We start from the raw sequence: 15,827 nt of genomic DNA, 5'->3' as shown, positions 1-15,827 counted from the left end.
CACAAATTCTACGGGCACAAACCGGAGGTACGGCCCCGCGCCGGCTAGGACGTTTAGTCTTGTAAGAAGAAGGTACCAGGCACCCGCGTGCGGGAATCAGCGCTTAAGACCTTCCGCGCTTTGGCCACGTCGCGGGCCATGTTTTCCAACAGCTCATCTACGGAGGTGAACTTCACCATGTTGCGCAGGTGGGCCACAAACTCCACGGTGGCGGTGTGGCCGTACAAGTTCGAATCCCGGTCCAACACAAAAGACTCAATGGAGCGCTCAGTGTCCCCAAACGTGGGGTTAGTCCCTAGGGAAATAGCGGCCGCATAAGCAATGCCCGGCTCCATGTTGCCCTCCAGCGCGCCTTCAAAGTCAACGATCGTCAGCCAGCCGGCGTAGACCCCGTCAGCGGGCAAGGCCATGGAGTCACTGGGGTATTGGTTAGCCGTGGGATAGCCCAGCTCTTTGCCACCACGCCCAGCGCCGCGAACAATGGGGCCGGTATAGGACATGGGGCGCCCAAGGGCCCAGTTGGCTCCCTCAATATTTCCCACGTCAAGCTGGCTACGGATGAAAGAGGAACAGATTTCTACTCCTTGGTCCGCCAGCAAAGGAAGAGTATGGGCGTCGAATCCGTACTTTTTTCCTAACTCGCGCAGCGTAGCGGCGGTGCCTTGCGCGCCCGCACCGAAGGTAAAGTTCTCCCCCACAAACACTGCGCTGCCATGCAAGGTATCCCGCACCAACAAAGTGACGTAGTCTTCCGGGCTCAAGCCGGCCAGCTCACGGGTGAAATCAACCACTAAGGCGGCGTCTACCCCATGAGCGTGGGCAAGTTCTAGCCGCCGCTCCAGCGTGGACAACGCCTTGGGCGCACGGGACGGCAGAAATACCGACACCGGGTGCGGGTCAAAAGTCACCATCACCACTTTTTGACCACGGGCGTGGGCTTCCGCCGCCGCCTGCGCAATCAGGTGTTGGTGACCGCGGTGCACGCCATCGAATACCCCGATGGTCACCACACACGGGGCGATGTCCGCAGGGACGCTGTCTAATCCGTACCAAATATCCACGCCTGCCATGTTAATACGGATGGACCCAATCCTTTAGACTGGCCTGCATGACTGATGTATTGGCCACTTCTGGCCTGGTTGTTGTAGACAAGCCTGCGGGCATGACTTCCCACGACGTGGTGGGGGCCTTGCGCCGTATTTTCGGCACCAGAAAGGTGGGTCACGCAGGAACACTAGATCCCATGGCCACTGGTGTCTTGGTGGCCGGGATAGAGCGCGGCACCAAGTTCTTGGCACACCTTGTAACTACCACCAAGGCTTATGAGACCACTATCAGGCTGGGAGAAGCCACCACCACGGACGACTTTGAGGGTCAACGCACGTGGGGCGAGTCCGCGGCCGGGCTCTCCGAAGAACAGGTACTAGCAGCCGTGGACAAGCTCACCGGAGACATCATGCAGCGCCCGGCCAGCGTGTCAGCCATCAAGATCGACGGCAAGCGCGCGCATGAGCGGGTCCGGGACGGAGAAACGGTGGATATCCCCGCCCGCCCTGTAACCGTTTCAAAGTTCCAGGTGCACGCGGTTAAACGCGCAGGAGACTTCCTAGATATTGACGCCACGGTGGAATGCAGCTCCGGAACCTACATTCGTTCCTTAGCACGCGATATGGGCGAGGACCTGGGCGTGGGAGGTCATCTTCTTGCGCTACGCCGCACCGAGGTGGGGCCTTTCGCGCTGGAAGATTCCCGCACCCTGGACCAGTTGAAGGATAACCCCGCGCTTTCACTGAACCTGGACCAGGCGCTAATCCGGTCATACCCCACCCTGGAAGTCACCGCAGAAGAAGCCGCGGCGCTGGCAATGGGAAAATGGCTTGAGCCGCGCGGGCTCCACGGCGTTCACGCCGCCGTCTCCCCCAGCGGCCAGGCAATTGCCCTCATCAAAGAGCAAGGCAAACGGCTGGCCACAGTATTCGTTGCCCGGCCATCCACACTGTAGGTACCCACCTGCATGACAGGTGCCCAGCCCTGAACGTGGCCGGCTGGATAGCCTCACCGGCCCAGACGGGCACACTGGTCCAGGTGGGCGCAACGGTCTAGACAGGCACGACGGCGGAGACCACCGCGTAGCCATCCCGGGCTAGCCAGCTGCCCTCGATAGCGGCAACCGGGGTGGGGTGGGATAAAATCCGCGAGGTAAGCGTGCCGTCTAGGCGTATATCAATTTCGGCTTCGTCGAAGTCCAGGAAACGCTCTGTCAGCGGGAACCATGCCTTGTAGGTGGCTTCCTTTGCGCAAAATAGCAGTTTATCCGCGTAGAAGATACCGGCTGCTTTCAGTTCTTCAACCTGGCGGGCCTCCGCTGGGCGGGCGATAGCCTCTAGCACCCCCGGCGGAAGCGGTTCAGTAGGCTCCGCGTCCAGGCCAATCGAGCGCACCTTGTCACCCGGGGCCACCACCGCAGCCCGGAAACCGTTGGTGTGGGTGATGGACCCCACGTAACCCTCTGGCCATAGCGGCATTCCTCTCTCACCGCGCAAGATAGGACTAGCTTCCCCCAACCCCAGTTCCTGTAACGCCTGGTGAGCGCACCACCGCGCGTCCCCAAATTCCGCTTTCCGGGAGTCCACGGCCTGGCTTACCAACGCTTGTTCCAACGGGTGGAGCTGCTCGTAATTCGCTAGGTTGGGTTTGTTCCCCAGGCTGCTGTCACCGGTGCCAAAGATTCCGCTGCTACCGGAAATGGCCGAGCGCAGGTAGCAATAGCGGGCTTCGTCGGGGAAAAGTAAGGATTCCAACATCAGTGGCCTCCTTGCAGGATAGATGTATCCCCGGGAGCCGCGCTATCATCCATTATCTTGACAGGAAAAGGTGCCTCAAGCCCAGCTTTGTCGCGGCCATTCCAGTCGCGCGGATAGCCAAGCGAGACCTCAATGTGCTTGACTCCATCAATTTCCTCTACTCCCGGCATGTGGAGGTGGCCGTAGATGACCGCCAGGGCGTTATAGCGCCGGGGCCACGAGCGTGTATGGCGGGTGCCACACCACAGGGCAATCTCTGCCCACCGCATGTGAAGGGTGGGCTCGCGCACTAATGGCCAGTGATTAACCAGGATTGTCGGGCCTGTGACCCGGCTTAAGCGCTTTGTCGAATACGCCAGCCGGTCCCAGCACCACGCCCTGATGTCTACAAAAGGCGCGATGGCTATCTCATCAGTCATGATGATGTTTTTCTCGTAGGCCAACTCTAAGGCTTGCTCCACGGTGAGCTGGGGCGGCCGGAAGCTGTAGTCATAGAGCGTGAAAAGAGGCGCAATAGTCACCCCGGCGAAAACTGGGTACGCGTCCTCCGGGGTAATAACACCAATCTCGCGGCACCCGCGCACCAGCGCGTTATAGCGGTCGCGGCCGCGGTATTGGTCCTGACTGCGGGAAAACAGCTCGTGGTTTCCGGGGACCCAGATAACTTGGGCATAGCGGGTAGACAAGGTTTTGAGAACCTTGAGCACCAAGTCCACTCTTTCTGCGACGTCACCGGCCACAATCAACCAATCGGCAGGATCGGGCGGGACTAGCTCATCTAGCCTCGAATAGTTAGCCTTCACCGCCGCGTGGAGGTCGGCCGTGGCCCACAGAGTTGCCATCTATGCCCGTCCTTTCTCCCGGCGAGGTGAATCTGGAGTGGATTGTGCCCATTTCATTGATTTAAAACGGTACACAACTCCGGCGGTGCGCAACAGGATAAACGCCAACAAACCGCACCACACGCCGGTTAGTCCTAGGTCCGCCACGAAAGCTATCCAAACACCGGGGAGGTACCCGGCCACCACGCTAACAATCGTGAGCGTGCGGAGGAAAGCGGCGTCCCCGGCCCCCAGCAAGACGCCATCCAAGGCAAACACCACGCCCCCAGCAATGACCATTACAACCATGACCCACCAGGGCGCGGACATAGCGGCAAGCACTTCGGAACTAGAGGTGAAAAAGCTGGGTATCACCCTAGAGCCCAGTGCGAAGACCGCAGCTAGCACTACGGCAAACCCGGTGGAATATTTGAGTATTTTTACGCCGGCTTTATAGGCGTGCTGAGCGGAGCCGGCACCGAGCGCCGCCCCAATGAGGGTCTGCGCGGCAATGGCTAGGGAGTCCAAGACCAGGCTGAGGAAATTCCACAGCTGAGTCATCACCTGGTGAGCGGCTAGGGAGGGCGCACCAAAGCGGCCAACCACGGCAGTCGCAGAAATCATGGCCACCTGGAACGCAAGGGAACGCACAATGAGATCGCGGCCCAAGACCAACTGTTTGCGGATTACCCCAAAGTCAGCGGCCCAGGAGCCTTCATGCTCCCGGATGAGCTCAAATACGAACAATGCCGCGATAATGGCCATGCCCATGACAGTGGCAATGGCTGAGCCCTCAAGGCCCCACCACCTGACAAAGATGGGAATTGCTATGCCTCCGGGGATAAGGCCCGCCAGGGTGAAATAGAGCGGCTTACGGGTGTCTTGGACGCCGCGCATCCATCCGTTGCCGGCCATCTCAATAAGTGCGATGGGGATAGCGGGCGCTGCAATCCGCAGCCAGCTGGCAGCCAAAGCGCCCACCTCGGCGCTACCGGTCAGCGCACGGGCGATAGTGCCGGCAAACAGCCACATCAAGATCATCAACACGCTGCCTATGCCAAGGGCCACCCAGGTTGCCTGCACACCTTCCGCCACAGCCTCCCTTCGGTTGCCCGCTCCGAAGTGCCGGGCCGAGCGTGCCGTGGTTCCATAGGACAGGAAGGTCAACTGGGTAGTAACTACGGACTGCACCACGGAGGCAGCGCCTAATGCCGCTAGCTGCTCCGTCCCTAGCCGGCCCACCACCGCAGTATCCAGCAGCAGGTACAGGGGCATAGCCGCCAAAACGCCTAGCGCCGGAAACGCTAGGCCAAATATTTTACGGGCGGAAATCTCCACGTGAGAGTCCATATTCTCCTTTTAGGTTGTTGTCTTGCGCACCCGGCTACTGATGGGTAGCTTCCAGCGCGCGGACTAGCTCCTTAATCACGGCAGCAGTGGACCCGGATGTTGAGTACCCGGCCGCGCCCACATGGCCGCCGCCGCCAAGAAAGGTAGCCACGGCCGCGCAATCCACCGTGGCAGACCGGAGGGAAACAGTCCAGCGGTGGTGGGAGAACTCCTTGAATACCACGCCTAACTGGGTGCCCTCCAAGACACGTACTTGGTCGACTAGGGACTCAACGGCAACTTCCGAGGCCCCTTGAGTTTCTGTCTCCCTGGCTAGCAAAACCGCCAGGCGATGAGAGCGAGTGTCAACTACCTGCAGGGTGGCCAGAACTTTTCCCTTCATCAACAAGTCCGTAGCGGTGGATGAGTCCAGCAAATCCGCTGCAATCTGTTTGGTGTTCAGGCCGTAATCAATCAGGCGGCGGGCGACGTCGTGCATCTGCGGGCGCCCCCACCGGAACGAACCGGTGTCGGTCATAAGCCCGGCATACAGACAATGTGCCAGTTCCTGGTCAAAAGTAACGCCCAGCGCGTCAAGGATCTTGATGAGGACCACCGTAGTGGACTCACAAGCGGTATCTACGACGTTGATGGCGGCAAATCCGGGATTGGACGCATGATGGTCGACGCAAGCGAAGTTGGACTTAACGCTCAAGGCGTCTGCCAAGTAGCCCGTTCGGTCCAGTGATCCGCAATCAACGGTGACGTAGAGGTCAAAGCCCTCCGGCAATTCCTGTACCCGGCGCACCTCAGTGGCCCCGGGAATGGACATCAGGTTGGAGCTAATCTCCCGCCGTTGGCCCACCAACATCTCAGTTTCCTTGCCTAGCTGGCGCAGCCCCTGGGACAAGGCTGTAGCGGAGCCAATGGCGTCAGCGTCCGGCCGCAGGTGGGCAATAACACACACCCTTGTGGCTTCCTGCAAAGCCGCTATCAGACGTTGATACTCACGCTCGAGGTCGCTCATCTAATTAGTTGTCCGATTTATCGGTGGAATCAGCCGTCTTATAAGGATTGGGATCACCGGCTGGCTGGGCGTTTTCTTTGAGCTTTGCCAATTCTTCGTCGCGTTTGCGGGCGCGCTCAAGCAGCTCTTCCATGTGCGCGGAGGCCTCGGGCACGGCGTCGTATTCAAAGCTAAGAGTTGGGGTGTAGCGAACCTGTAGCTGGTCCCCCACAATCTTGCGCAGCTGGCCGCGTGCCCGGAGTAGTGCTTCTTGGGCCTGCCCCAAATCAGGTTCAGAATCGATATCTTTACCCCTGACGGTATAGAACACCGTGGCGTCATGAAGGTCCCCGGTCACGCGGGTGTCGGTGATAGTCACCAGCTCAAGCCGGCGGTCTTTTACCTCGCGCTCGATGGCGCTGGCCACGATCTCCTGGATTCGCTTAGCCATTCTTGCGGCGCGTGCGTGGTCAACCATGTGAGGTTTCTCCTTCTCATCAAGCGGATAGTGTTGTGATCTTCCAGTTTAATCTAGTTGCGGAATCTACACACACCGAACCCAGCGCAGGGCCACCCATAGTCCCCACCTGCAAGAAAGCACCCGCCGCCCCGAAGAGGGGCAAGGCGGGTGCTGGCTTAGGAAGGCAGGGCCTAGGTTCGCGGAACCTCAACCTCTTCGAATGCCTGAATAATGTCGCCTACCTGGATATCCGGGTAAGACAGCACCATACCGCACTCGTAGCCGGCGTTAACTTCGTTAACGTCGTCCTTCTCATGGCGCAAGGACTCGATCTTTGCACCGTCGGTGACAACGTTGCCGTCGCGCACCAGGCGGATCTTGCCATTGCGCTTGACCTTGCCGTCGGTGACCATACAACCTGCAATGGTACCCACAGCGGAGGACTTGAACAGCGCGCGGATTTCCGCAGCGCCGGTCTCGCGCTCTTCGAAAATTGGCTTGAGCATGCCCTTGAGAGCTGCTTCAACCTCTTCGAGTGCACGGTAGATAACCGTGTAGTAACGGATGTCCACGCCCTCAGCGTTGGCCTCCTCTGTTGCCTTGCCTTCAGCACGCACGTTAAACGCAATGATGATGGCATTGGAGGCGGCCGCCAGGGTGACGTTGGTCTGGGTTACAGCACCGACGCCGCGGTCGATGATGTTGAGCTCTACCTCGTCGTCGATCTGGATATCCAACAACGCGTCTTCCAAAGCCTCGACAGAACCGGCGTTGTCGCCCTTGAGGATGAGGTTGAGCGTAGAGGTTTCCTTGAGCACGGCATCCAGGTCTTCCAAGGACACGCGCTTGCGGTTTTTGGCCTGCATAGCGGAGCGACGGCGGGCGTCGCGCTGCGCAGCAATCTGGCGTGCCACGCGGTCATCTTCAACCACCAGCAGGTTATCGCCAGCACCAGGAACGCCGTTAAGGCCCTGGACCTGAACCGGACGGGACGGGCCCGCTTCTTCCACGTCATTGCCAAATTCGTCGAGCATACGGCGAACGCGACCGTGGGCGTCACCGACCACAATGGAATCACCAACACGCAACGTACCGCGCTGAACAATAACCGTAGCAACCGGGCCGCGACCGCGGTCCAAGTGAGATTCTACAGCCACGCCCTGCGCGTCCATGTCTGGGTTGGCGGTCAGTTCCAAGGCGGCGTCGGCAGTAAGAACGACTGCTTCCAGCAGGTCCTCAATATTGAGGTTGTTCTTTGCAGAAATGTCCACGAACATGGTGTCACCACCGTACTCTTCCGGAATGATCCCGTACTCGGTCAGCTGACCGCGGATCTTCTCCGGCTGGGAGTCCGGCTTATCAATCTTGTTCACTGCCACCACGACGGGGATGTCGGCGGCCTTGGCGTGGTTGATAGCCTCAACCGTCTGCGGCATGACGCCGTCATCAGCTGCCACCACCAGGATGGCCAAGTCGGTGGACTTAGCACCACGAGCACGCATGGCCGTGAATGCCTCGTGACCCGGGGTATCCAGGAAGGTGATGGTGCGCTTTCCGCCGTCTACCTCGACCTCGGTCTGATAAGCACCAATACCCTGGGTAATGCCGCCGGCCTCACCCTCGCGCTCGTTGGTCTTACGAATAGAGTCCAAAAGGCGGGTCTTACCGTGGTCAACGTGACCCATAACGGTAACTACCGGTGGGCGCTTGGCAAGCTCTTCCTCGCCGCCCTCATCTGCGCCGAACTGCAAGTCAAAGGACTCCAGAAGCTCGCGGTCCTCATCCTCTGGGGAGACAACCTGAACGTCATAGTTAATCTCAGCGCCCAGCAGCTTCAAGGTCTCCTCAGAAACCGAAGCCGTGGCGGTAACCATCTCACCGAGGTTGAACAACGCCTGTACCAAAGCCGCAGCGTCCGCGCCGATCTTTTCAGCGAAATCGGACAAAGAGGCACCGCGACGCAGGCGAACAGTCTGGCCGTTGCCGTCTGGCAAACGTACGCCGCCAACCTCGTGCTTTTTCTGCTCTTCGAACTCGTTACGCTTCTGGCGCTTGGACTTCTTACCACGGCGTGGAGCGCCGCCTGGGCGACCGAATGCACCAGCGGTGCCGCCACGGCGTCCGCCGCGACCGCCACCTGGGCCACCGCGGAAACCGCCGCCGCCTGGGCCACCTGTTCCCGGTGCGCCGCCTGGGCGTCCGCCACCACGGCCACCGCGACCGCCGCCGGCAGCCGGTGCCTTAGCAGGCATAGCAGCCGGGTTGGGGTGCGAAGGCATCATGGCTGGGTTTGGCCTGCGGCCACCAGCTTGGCCGCCCTGACCGCCCTGACCGGGACGGTCGCTCTGAGGCTTGCGTCCTTGACCACGGTTATCCCCGGGCTTGCCGGCACCGCCACGGCCACCTGGGCCTGGCTTGCCGCCGCCACGCGGGCCCTTGGTACCACCCGGGCGCGGCGCGGTGCGCTCTCCGCCACCGGTGGAGAAGGGGTTATTAGCCACACGGCGCGTGCCGCCCGGCTTAGGCATACTGCGCGGGGTGGGGGTGCGCTTTGCAGCTTCCTCTTTAGGCTTAGCGGCGGGCTTGGGAGCGCCGGGTTTCGGAGCCGCAGAATCCTTAGCCTGAGGCTGCGGAGCAGCAGGCTTGGTAGCGGGCTTTTCCGCAGGCTTGGTGCTGGGCTTTTCTACCTTGGCACCAGCTGGTTTAGGCGCAGATTTTGGCGCGACCTTATCATTTTTAGGTCCGGCTGGCTTCTTCGGTGCCGGTTTTGGTGCCGCCGCGCCCGGTTTTGGTCCCGGCGTAGGCCTGTTGGCTCCGCCTGGTGCTGCAGGCTTGTTAGATCCCGCAGCCTTGGCATCTTTGCCTGTCTTGCTGGCTTTGCTCTCACTGCCTTCGTTGTCAGCAGAGCCGCCACTCTTGGATTCGTAAAAAGCCTTCATCTTCTTCACCACCGGTGGTTCGATGGTCGAAGACGCGGTTTTGACAAATTCGCCCTTTTCTTTCAGGGTTCCGAGCAATTCTTTACTTGTGATCCCGAGCTGTTTTGCCAGCTCGTGGACGCGTAGCTTTCCGGCCACTTGTCTCCTTGTAGGTTTGTACCTTGAGGTGTGGCCGGCCAGCGTTTTAACGCATATAGCTTAAGCCACCCTCAAGCGAGTGAATATTGACTTTCATCGCTGATGCTTCATCGTTGTGCGCTCATCAGTGTTCGGTCTTCCTTTTTTCGTCTTGACGGGTAGAACTACTTGCTAGACCATGGTGATCTTGCAAGTATTGATGTACCTGACCTGTGTCCACGGGTGCGGACGTACGAAACGCGCGGGCAAATGCCCTACGGCGCTCCGCCAGCTCTAAAGCGCTTTCTTCCGGAGTAATCCACGCTCCCCTACCGGGAAGGCGGCGCAACGGATCTGCCAGGACACGGCATTGTTTTTGCTCACTGGTATCAACAACCAGGCGCAAAAGCTCAGTGTCCGGACGGCGCTTTCCGGTAGCAATACAAGTCCGTAAACGGGTCGAGCTCATAGATGAACGTCAACTCCTTTACTAAAAGAACTAAAAACTTGCATTGGTGCTCGAAAAACACACTCGCGCTTAAAGGCCGTGGTTTATCCTACGCGATTTAGCTCAGAAAATACAGTTACCGCCAGCGGTGGGACCCGCAGGTCCACCGCTGGCGGTGCTTTGTTGAGGCTTCGCAGCCGGGTGAGGCTAGCTCTCTTCTTCCGGGGTTTCGGCGTCGGAGTGGATGTCAATCTTCCAGCCGGTAAGACGCGCGGCCAGGCGTGCATTCTGGCCCTCTTTTCCAATAGCCAGTGAAAGTTGGTAGTCCGGAACAACCACGCGGGCTACCTGCAGCTCATGATCTGTGACGTCAACTTTAACCACTTTGGACGGTGCTAGGGCGTTGCCCACATACACCGCTGGGTCCTCGTGGTAATCAATGATGTCAATCTTTTCCCCGGCCAACTCCCGCATGATGTTGTTAACGCGCGATCCCTTGGGCCCAATACAAGCACCCTTGGCGTTAATGCCTTTGACCTTGCCTTGCACAGAGATCTTGGTGCGGTGGCCGGCTTCGCGGGCGATCGCGACTATTTCCACGGCTTCGTCATTGACCTCAGGAATCTCCAGCTCGAACAGCCCGCGCACTAGCTCCGGGTGCGTACGCGACAAGTTGATGGAGACATTCGCCCCGTTCTTGTTGACTCCTACGACAAATGCTTTGACGCGGTCGCCGTGCTTTAGCTTCTCGCCCGGGATCTGTTCAGCGGGGAGCAGCACGCCGTCCTGGTGCTCAAACTCCGAGCCCAGATCGACTACAACTATGCCGCGTTCCCTAGCGCGCGCGTCGGCCTGAACCACACCGGAAACAACTTTGCCGGTTTGCTCGTTATAGGAATCATAGGTACGTTCCGCCTCTGCTTCGCGGAGGCGGCGCACGATTGCGGCGCGGACGGCGGGCGTAGCCGCGCGGCTGAAGTTCATTGGTGTGTCTTCGTACTCACTGATCACATCACCCGTCTCCGGGTCGGATTCGGTGACGATGACGGCCACCGCACCAGTGTCAGCGTCAATGTCCACGCGCGCTTTGGTGGTTTCTGCTAACGCGGCGGGAACTTCTTCCATCTCCCGGTATTCGCGGTACGCAAACAACAACGCGCCGGCGATGGTGGAGAGCATGTCAGATACGGGAATGCCATGCTGGGACTGGATAGTGCGCAATGCTGCAATATCAATATTCACTTGTTAATCCTCTCGAATTGCCTGTTGTGCCGCTTCTTCGAAGTGTAAAGCGGCTGCCTGCGTTTCTGATTCAGGCGGCTTTGCGAACTCAATTTCTACCACTGCACCGGTCAAATTATCAATTCGGGCTACCTGAACAGGCACGTCCTTTTTGCCTGATTTCTTGGTTCGCGGCACCACAATGACAGACTGCTCATCATCTGACAGCGCGCCAAGGCGGTAGATCTGGCCGTCTTTGTTGATAAGGCGGCCACGGTTGCGGCGGAAATGCCGCGGCAAAGTCAACGGTAGGTCAACGCCCGGGGTGGAAACCTCAAGCGTGTACCCGGCACCGAAGTTAAGCTCGCCTTTATCTTCTAACTCATCAAAGAACTCGGAAATCTCCTGGGTCATCACCTCTAGGGTGTCCGACGAGGGGCGGGTATCCCCGTCTAGACGGATAACCACCTGGGATTTTTTCCCGGCCGGGGTTGCCTTAACGTCTTCAATGTCTAGCCCGTGTGAGGCTGCCAGCGGGGCCAAGCGGTTGGTTAAAATTTCTGCGGTGGGAAAAGCCATGTTCCTTAGCTTACTGGGTTGTGCAATCCGGGGCAGGAATGGGCGGTAGAGTATGAGTAGTGAAACGCCAAAAACTATTTCTTGCCACCGCTATATCCCTCCCCGGACTGCTAACGCTGTGCGCTTGTGCCCCGGTAGTGGAACTTTTTGGCCCCCGCCCGGATTCCGCGTTGGTTGAGCTCGCCGCCGCTGAACAGGCCGCCGGCAGAACCGAACATGCGGACGCCCTTTTCGCCGAGGTTTACCGGCTGTGTGGCACCACCCCGGAAGGTGGCCCTCCACACACCTGCTTAGTGGACCGCGAGCAGGCAGTGCGCAACCTAGCAGACTCCCCCGCGCCGGCACTCCTGGACGCAAGAGTCCCGGAGGAATCCCGGCCGCTCATCATCAGCCTGGCTATTAACAACGCCGCGGCGCAACGGCGGCAAAATCTTGAAGGCAACCCCAGTGAGGACAACGTCGCCAATCCGTCTAGCGATGATCCTCTGGGGTTGCCTGCCTTGCCAGCGCAGCTCACCGAAAATGAGGCGAACCAGGCCCGGGCACTGCTGGATTGGGAGTACCAGGTAATTTGGGGGCTGGATTTCGCGCGGGCCTACGCCTCGGAGGGCCTGGAAGAAAGGGTGGACGGGCTAATAAACGACCACCAGGAGATCGCCCAGCGATTGTCCGCTGCGCTAGACTCAGCCCCGGTGCCAGCCGCTGGGTATGATTCAGGCGAGGTAGGACTTCCCACCAATGCGGAACAGGCAGAGCATTTTAGCGGAGAACTACAAGCTCGTACGGCCGCGCGTTTTGAACGAGAAGCCACGCTTGCACCCCAGGCAAAGGCATCCGGAGATTCCCAGGCTTCCTGGATTGAATGGCTGGTGGCCACCGCCGCCTGGGCGCGCACCCGCTAGGAATAGCCCGGAAAAGCCGCTAGGGCTTGCCCGCAAAAGCACAGCCCCGCGCACGCCAACCGAAGCCAAGGAAAGCCAAGGTGAGAGTGATTGCCCCCGCAAGGGGCCTTAAACAACCTAAGCAAGCGGTCGCGGTTCAACCAACACTTGGGGCAATCGAAGCCCTTAAGTACGAGCTATCCGGGCGGCTAAAGAGATGAGCCACAGCTGGGCCGGCTGACGCAGCAGGTGATAGCCCCATGCCTTGGGCCAGTCCTTGATGGCGTGATAGATATTTGCCGGCCACACCGCCAGGAAGAGGGCACACGCACTTACGCCGCCGGCCGCAGCGGTGTTCTCGCGGGCCAGCAGACCCGCTGTAGCTAGCTCCCATGCCCCGGAGGCAAAGTTGTACAGGCGGGGGCCTCCGGGCAACTGCGGCGGGACAATCGATTCAAAGGGGTCGGGCTTGGCAAAGTGCAGTGCGCCCATGGCGGCAAGAGCGCACGCTAGTACGTAACGGCTTTTCATAACCGCCCAGCCTACGTCCACGCAGGGAAAAAGCACCACTTACTAAGGTTCCCAGTGGTTCTTGTAGCCCAGTGGTGCTTGCAGCCCAGTGGTTCTTGTAGCCCAGTGGTGCTTGTAGCCTTCGGGAACCTTGTAGCTTAGGCGGTGGCCGGCGGGGAGCCTAGCCGCGAACTAGTTGCACGAGTGTGTCCACAACGTCATCTGCCGGGACCTCAAGAGTTTCCCCACCGCGGATACGCAGCTCGATTACCCCGTCCTTGAACGACCTGCCCAGGATGGCAACAAACGGCATACCCAGCAGCTCAGCGTCTTTAAATTTCACGCCCGGAGAGACCTTTGGCCGGTCATCGAAGAGGACCTCAATACCGCGGGAATCTAGTTCCGCTACCAGCTTGTCACCGGCTTCCAAAGCGGCTTGGTCCTTGTTGGCCACCGCCACGTGGACTTGGTAGGGGGCAACCTCCACCGGCCAGTTCAGACCCTTTTCATCAGCACGCTGCTCCGCCAGAACGGCCATCATGCGAGAGATTCCAATTCCGTAGGATCCCATGGTGGGAACCGCACGCTTGCCGTTTTCATCCAGAATCTGCACGTCGAAGGCCTCGGTGTATTTGCGCCCCAGCTGGAAGATATGTCCCAGCTCAATACCGCGCTTGAGCGTGAGCGTTCCCTGCCCCGCGGGAGCTGGGTCACCTTCTTTGACCTCCGCTGCCTCCACGAACTCATCCACCTGGAAATCGCGCCCGGCAACTGCGCCCACCACATGGCGGTCTGGGGTATCCGCGCCGATTATCCATGCGGAGCCGTTGACTACGCGGGGATCTGCATAGACCTTGACTTCATTAGCGTTGAGCGCCCGCGGCCCCACGAAGCCCTTGACCAGGAAGCTGTTTTTCTTAAAATCTGCTTCCTCGGCCAAGACGTATTCTAGGGGCTCCAGAGAGGCCTCCAAGCGCTTTTCATCCAGCTCGCGGTCGCCGGGCAGCAACACTGCGGCCAGTTCCCACTCACGTTCTTCCTCGGTAGCCGCAGGCTTGGCCACCTTGAGCATCATGCACTTCAACGTGTCTTTGGCCGTGGCCTCAATCCCGTTTTCTTGCGCCCATTGCACCAGTGAGTCAATGGTGGTGGCACCGGGAGTGGACTGTTCGGTAGCTTCCGGCTGGCCGGTGATGTCAATGGCTTCCGGCACGGGGGTAACAACGGCCTCTACGTTGGCGGCGTAGTCACCGTCGGTGGCCTGGACAAAGGTGTCCTCCCCCACTGGGGAGATAGCCAGGAATTCCTCAGACGCGGAGCCACCCATGGCCCCGGAGGTGGCCTTGACAATGGCGTAGTCAATTCCTAAACGGTCGAATACGGCCTTGTATGCCTTCCGGTGGCGGGCATAAGCCTCATCCAGGCCGGCGTCGGACATATCAAAGGAGTAAGAGTCCTTCATCACAAACTCGCGGCCGCGCAGGATCCCGGCGCGGGGGCGCTCCTCATCCCGGTACTTGGTCTGAATTTGGTAGAGGGTGACTGGGAAGTCTTTGTAGGAGGTGAACATGTCCTTCACGGCGGTGGCAAACAGTTCCTCATGGGTGGGGCCCAGCAGCATGTCTGCGCCCTTACGGTCCTTAAGGCGGAAGAGGTTGTCCCCGTATTCGGTCCACCGGTTGGTCAACTCATAGGGTTCGCGGGGCAGGAGGGCGGGAAAGAGCATCTCCTGCCCGCCGATGGCGTTCATTTCCTCACGCACTACGTCCTCAATCTTACGCAGGGTGCGCAATCCAAGGGGCAACCAAGTGTAGACGCCGGGCGCGGCGCGGCGGACGTATCCTGCACGAACGAGGAGCTTATGGCTGACCACCTCGGCATCTGCGGGGTCTTCGCGGAGGGTACGGAGAAAGAGCTGGGAAAGGCGTGTAATCATGTCTTCACACTTTACCCGGCTAGCATGTATTTATGCTCATTATCCTTCCCCCTTCGGAGACAAAAGCCCACGGCGGCACCGCTGCCCCACTTCAGTTAACGGAGCTGTCCTTTCCGCGGCTCACCCCGGCGCGCCAGGAGATAGCTGACGCTCTCAGCTCCTTAAGCGTTGATGAGGCCCTGGAGACATTAAAACTTTCGGAAAAGCTCCGCCCGGAGGCGGAGAGTAACCAACGCTTGTTCTCCTCCCCCACTATGCCCGCGATTGAGCGCTTTACCGGCGTGCTCTACGACGCGCTGGACGCCTCTTCTCTTCCCGCATCCGCCCGTGCGCACCTGGCGGTAGGTGACGCCTTGTTTGGTCTTATCCGGGCTGATGACCTCATACCCCACTATCGCCTCTCCGGAAACTCGAAACTTGAGGGCCGGACCATGAAATCGCGCTGGGGAAAGCTCATTTCTGCGGAGTTAAATGAACTTAGCGCGGCGGGTGAGTTGGTGGTGGACATGCGCTCTGGCGCGTACCAGAACCTGGGCAAGTGTGCTGGTGCCATCACGGTGCGGGTGGAGTCCGTCCAGAAGGACGGCAGCCGCAAGGTGGTCTCTCACTTCAACAAGCACTACAAGGGGGCTCTGGCACGGGTGCTGGCTATGGCTGAGGCCAGCCACGGCGGCATCGACACGATTGGCGATACCGCTGCTGCGGCTAGCCGCGCGGGCCTGCAGACCGAAATCCGCGGCCAGGAACTGGTGCTGGTGGTCTAGCCGTGCCGACGC

At 59.7% G+C, this 15,827-nt stretch carries 15 protein-coding genes; 3 read left to right on the top strand and 12 right to left on the bottom strand.

The window, feature by feature from the left end:
• Positions 1–53 precede the first annotated feature (53 nt).
• Positions 54–1,070 carry a bifunctional riboflavin kinase/FAD synthetase gene (locus tag F4V58_RS04480; RefSeq protein ID WP_075733716.1) on the bottom strand — a complete coding sequence of 339 codons (1,017 nt, stop codon included), beginning with the start codon at positions 1,068–1,070 and terminating at the stop codon, positions 54–56.
• A 38-nt stretch (positions 1,071–1,108) separates the two neighbouring features.
• Between F4V58_RS04480 and truB the strand changes: the two genes are divergently transcribed.
• The gene (truB, locus tag F4V58_RS04475) at positions 1,109–2,002 is read left to right on the top strand and encodes a tRNA pseudouridine(55) synthase TruB (protein WP_075733714.1); all 894 of its coding nucleotides are present in this window, start codon (positions 1,109–1,111) and stop codon (positions 2,000–2,002) included.
• A gap of 97 nt (positions 2,003–2,099) precedes the next feature.
• Here truB and F4V58_RS04470 read toward each other — a convergent pair whose 3' ends face one another.
• From F4V58_RS04470 to rimP, 9 genes are all read right to left on the bottom strand, one after another.
• Positions 2,100–2,804 carry a 4'-phosphopantetheinyl transferase family protein gene (locus F4V58_RS04470; protein WP_075733712.1) on the bottom strand — a complete coding sequence of 235 codons (705 nt, stop codon included), beginning with the start codon at positions 2,802–2,804 and terminating at the stop codon, positions 2,100–2,102.
• On the bottom strand, positions 2,804–3,646 hold the full coding sequence (locus F4V58_RS04465; protein ID WP_075733710.1) for a metallophosphoesterase family protein: 843 nt from the start codon (positions 3,644–3,646) through the stop codon (positions 2,804–2,806). The genes F4V58_RS04470 and F4V58_RS04465 overlap by 1 nt, the downstream gene beginning before the upstream one ends.
• Positions 3,647–4,975: an MATE family efflux transporter gene (locus F4V58_RS04460; protein ID WP_075733708.1), complete on the bottom strand. Its 1,329-nt coding sequence runs from the start codon at positions 4,973–4,975 to the stop codon at positions 3,647–3,649.
• Between the two features lie 34 nt (positions 4,976–5,009).
• On the bottom strand, positions 5,010–5,981 hold the full coding sequence (locus F4V58_RS04455) for a DHH family phosphoesterase (protein ID WP_075733706.1): 972 nt from the start codon (positions 5,979–5,981) through the stop codon (positions 5,010–5,012).
• 4 nt (positions 5,982–5,985) lie between these two features.
• Entirely contained in the window at positions 5,986–6,438 is a 453-nt protein-coding gene (gene rbfA / locus F4V58_RS04450; protein WP_075733704.1) for a 30S ribosome-binding factor RbfA, read from the bottom strand.
• A gap of 173 nt (positions 6,439–6,611) precedes the next feature.
• On the bottom strand, positions 6,612–9,497 hold the full coding sequence (gene infB, locus F4V58_RS04445; protein WP_075733702.1) for a translation initiation factor IF-2: 2,886 nt from the start codon (positions 9,495–9,497) through the stop codon (positions 6,612–6,614).
• Positions 9,498–9,621: 124 nt separating this feature from the next.
• Complete coding sequence (locus F4V58_RS04440; protein WP_075733700.1) at positions 9,622–9,945, bottom strand: YlxR family protein; 324 nt, start codon at positions 9,943–9,945, stop codon at positions 9,622–9,624.
• Between the two features lie 186 nt (positions 9,946–10,131).
• The gene (nusA, locus tag F4V58_RS04435) at positions 10,132–11,166 is read right to left on the bottom strand and encodes a transcription termination factor NusA (RefSeq protein WP_075733698.1); all 1,035 of its coding nucleotides are present in this window, start codon (positions 11,164–11,166) and stop codon (positions 10,132–10,134) included.
• 3 nt (positions 11,167–11,169) lie between these two features.
• Positions 11,170–11,724 carry a ribosome maturation factor RimP gene (gene rimP / locus F4V58_RS04430; protein WP_075733696.1) on the bottom strand — a complete coding sequence of 185 codons (555 nt, stop codon included), beginning with the start codon at positions 11,722–11,724 and terminating at the stop codon, positions 11,170–11,172.
• A 59-nt stretch (positions 11,725–11,783) separates the two neighbouring features.
• Here rimP and F4V58_RS04425 point away from each other — a divergent pair, with 59 nt between their 5' ends.
• Complete coding sequence (locus tag F4V58_RS04425; RefSeq protein WP_075733694.1) at positions 11,784–12,626, top strand: hypothetical protein; 843 nt, start codon at positions 11,784–11,786, stop codon at positions 12,624–12,626.
• A gap of 165 nt (positions 12,627–12,791) precedes the next feature.
• Here F4V58_RS04425 and F4V58_RS04420 read toward each other — a convergent pair whose 3' ends face one another.
• Both F4V58_RS04420 and F4V58_RS04415 read right to left on the bottom strand, forming a co-directional pair.
• Positions 12,792–13,136: a DoxX family protein gene (locus tag F4V58_RS04420; protein ID WP_075733692.1), complete on the bottom strand. Its 345-nt coding sequence runs from the start codon at positions 13,134–13,136 to the stop codon at positions 12,792–12,794.
• 160 nt (positions 13,137–13,296) lie between these two features.
• Positions 13,297–15,051, bottom strand: a complete 1,755-nt coding sequence (locus tag F4V58_RS04415; protein ID WP_075733690.1) for a proline--tRNA ligase — start codon at positions 15,049–15,051, stop codon at positions 13,297–13,299.
• A 32-nt stretch (positions 15,052–15,083) separates the two neighbouring features.
• Here F4V58_RS04415 and yaaA point away from each other — a divergent pair, with 32 nt between their 5' ends.
• Positions 15,084–15,815, top strand: coding sequence for a peroxide stress protein YaaA (gene yaaA, locus F4V58_RS04410; RefSeq protein WP_075733688.1), 732 nt, complete (start codon positions 15,084–15,086; stop codon positions 15,813–15,815).
• Positions 15,816–15,827 lie beyond the last annotated feature (12 nt).

It is taken from the genome of Corynebacterium phocae (assembly GCF_008693075.1).
GTDB lineage: Bacteria > Actinomycetota > Actinomycetes > Mycobacteriales > Mycobacteriaceae > Corynebacterium > Corynebacterium phocae.
The sequence above is the reverse complement of the archived record's forward strand: the minus strand, read 5'-3'. Positions and strand labels throughout refer to the sequence as shown.

What these genes read in the sequence shown, in the direction of transcription:
- F4V58_RS04440 (WP_075733700.1), bottom strand. Translation starts at nt 9,945, where the DNA reads ATGAGCTCGACCCGTTTACGGACTTGTATTGCTACCGGAAAGCGCCGT.
- F4V58_RS04415 (WP_075733690.1), bottom strand. Translation starts at nt 15,051, where the DNA reads ATGATTACACGCCTTTCCCAGCTCTTTCTCCGTACCCTCCGCGAAGAC.
- rbfA (WP_075733704.1), bottom strand. Translation starts at nt 6,438, where the DNA reads ATGGTTGACCACGCACGCGCCGCAAGAATGGCTAAGCGAATCCAGGAG.
- F4V58_RS04460 (WP_075733708.1), bottom strand. Translation starts at nt 4,975, where the DNA reads ATGGACTCTCACGTGGAGATTTCCGCCCGTAAAATATTTGGCCTAGCG.
- truB (WP_075733714.1), top strand. Translation starts at nt 1,109, where the DNA reads ATGACTGATGTATTGGCCACTTCTGGCCTGGTTGTTGTAGACAAGCCT.
- F4V58_RS04420 (WP_075733692.1), bottom strand. Translation starts at nt 13,136, where the DNA reads ATGAAAAGCCGTTACGTACTAGCGTGCGCTCTTGCCGCCATGGGCGCA.
- rimP (WP_075733696.1), bottom strand. Translation starts at nt 11,724, where the DNA reads ATGGCTTTTCCCACCGCAGAAATTTTAACCAACCGCTTGGCCCCGCTG.
- F4V58_RS04470 (WP_075733712.1), bottom strand. Translation starts at nt 2,804, where the DNA reads ATGTTGGAATCCTTACTTTTCCCCGACGAAGCCCGCTATTGCTACCTG.
- F4V58_RS04465 (WP_075733710.1), bottom strand. Translation starts at nt 3,646, where the DNA reads ATGGCAACTCTGTGGGCCACGGCCGACCTCCACGCGGCGGTGAAGGCT.
- yaaA (WP_075733688.1), top strand. Translation starts at nt 15,084, where the DNA reads ATGCTCATTATCCTTCCCCCTTCGGAGACAAAAGCCCACGGCGGCACC.
- F4V58_RS04455 (WP_075733706.1), bottom strand. Translation starts at nt 5,981, where the DNA reads ATGAGCGACCTCGAGCGTGAGTATCAACGTCTGATAGCGGCTTTGCAG.
- F4V58_RS04480 (WP_075733716.1), bottom strand. Translation starts at nt 1,070, where the DNA reads ATGGCAGGCGTGGATATTTGGTACGGATTAGACAGCGTCCCTGCGGAC.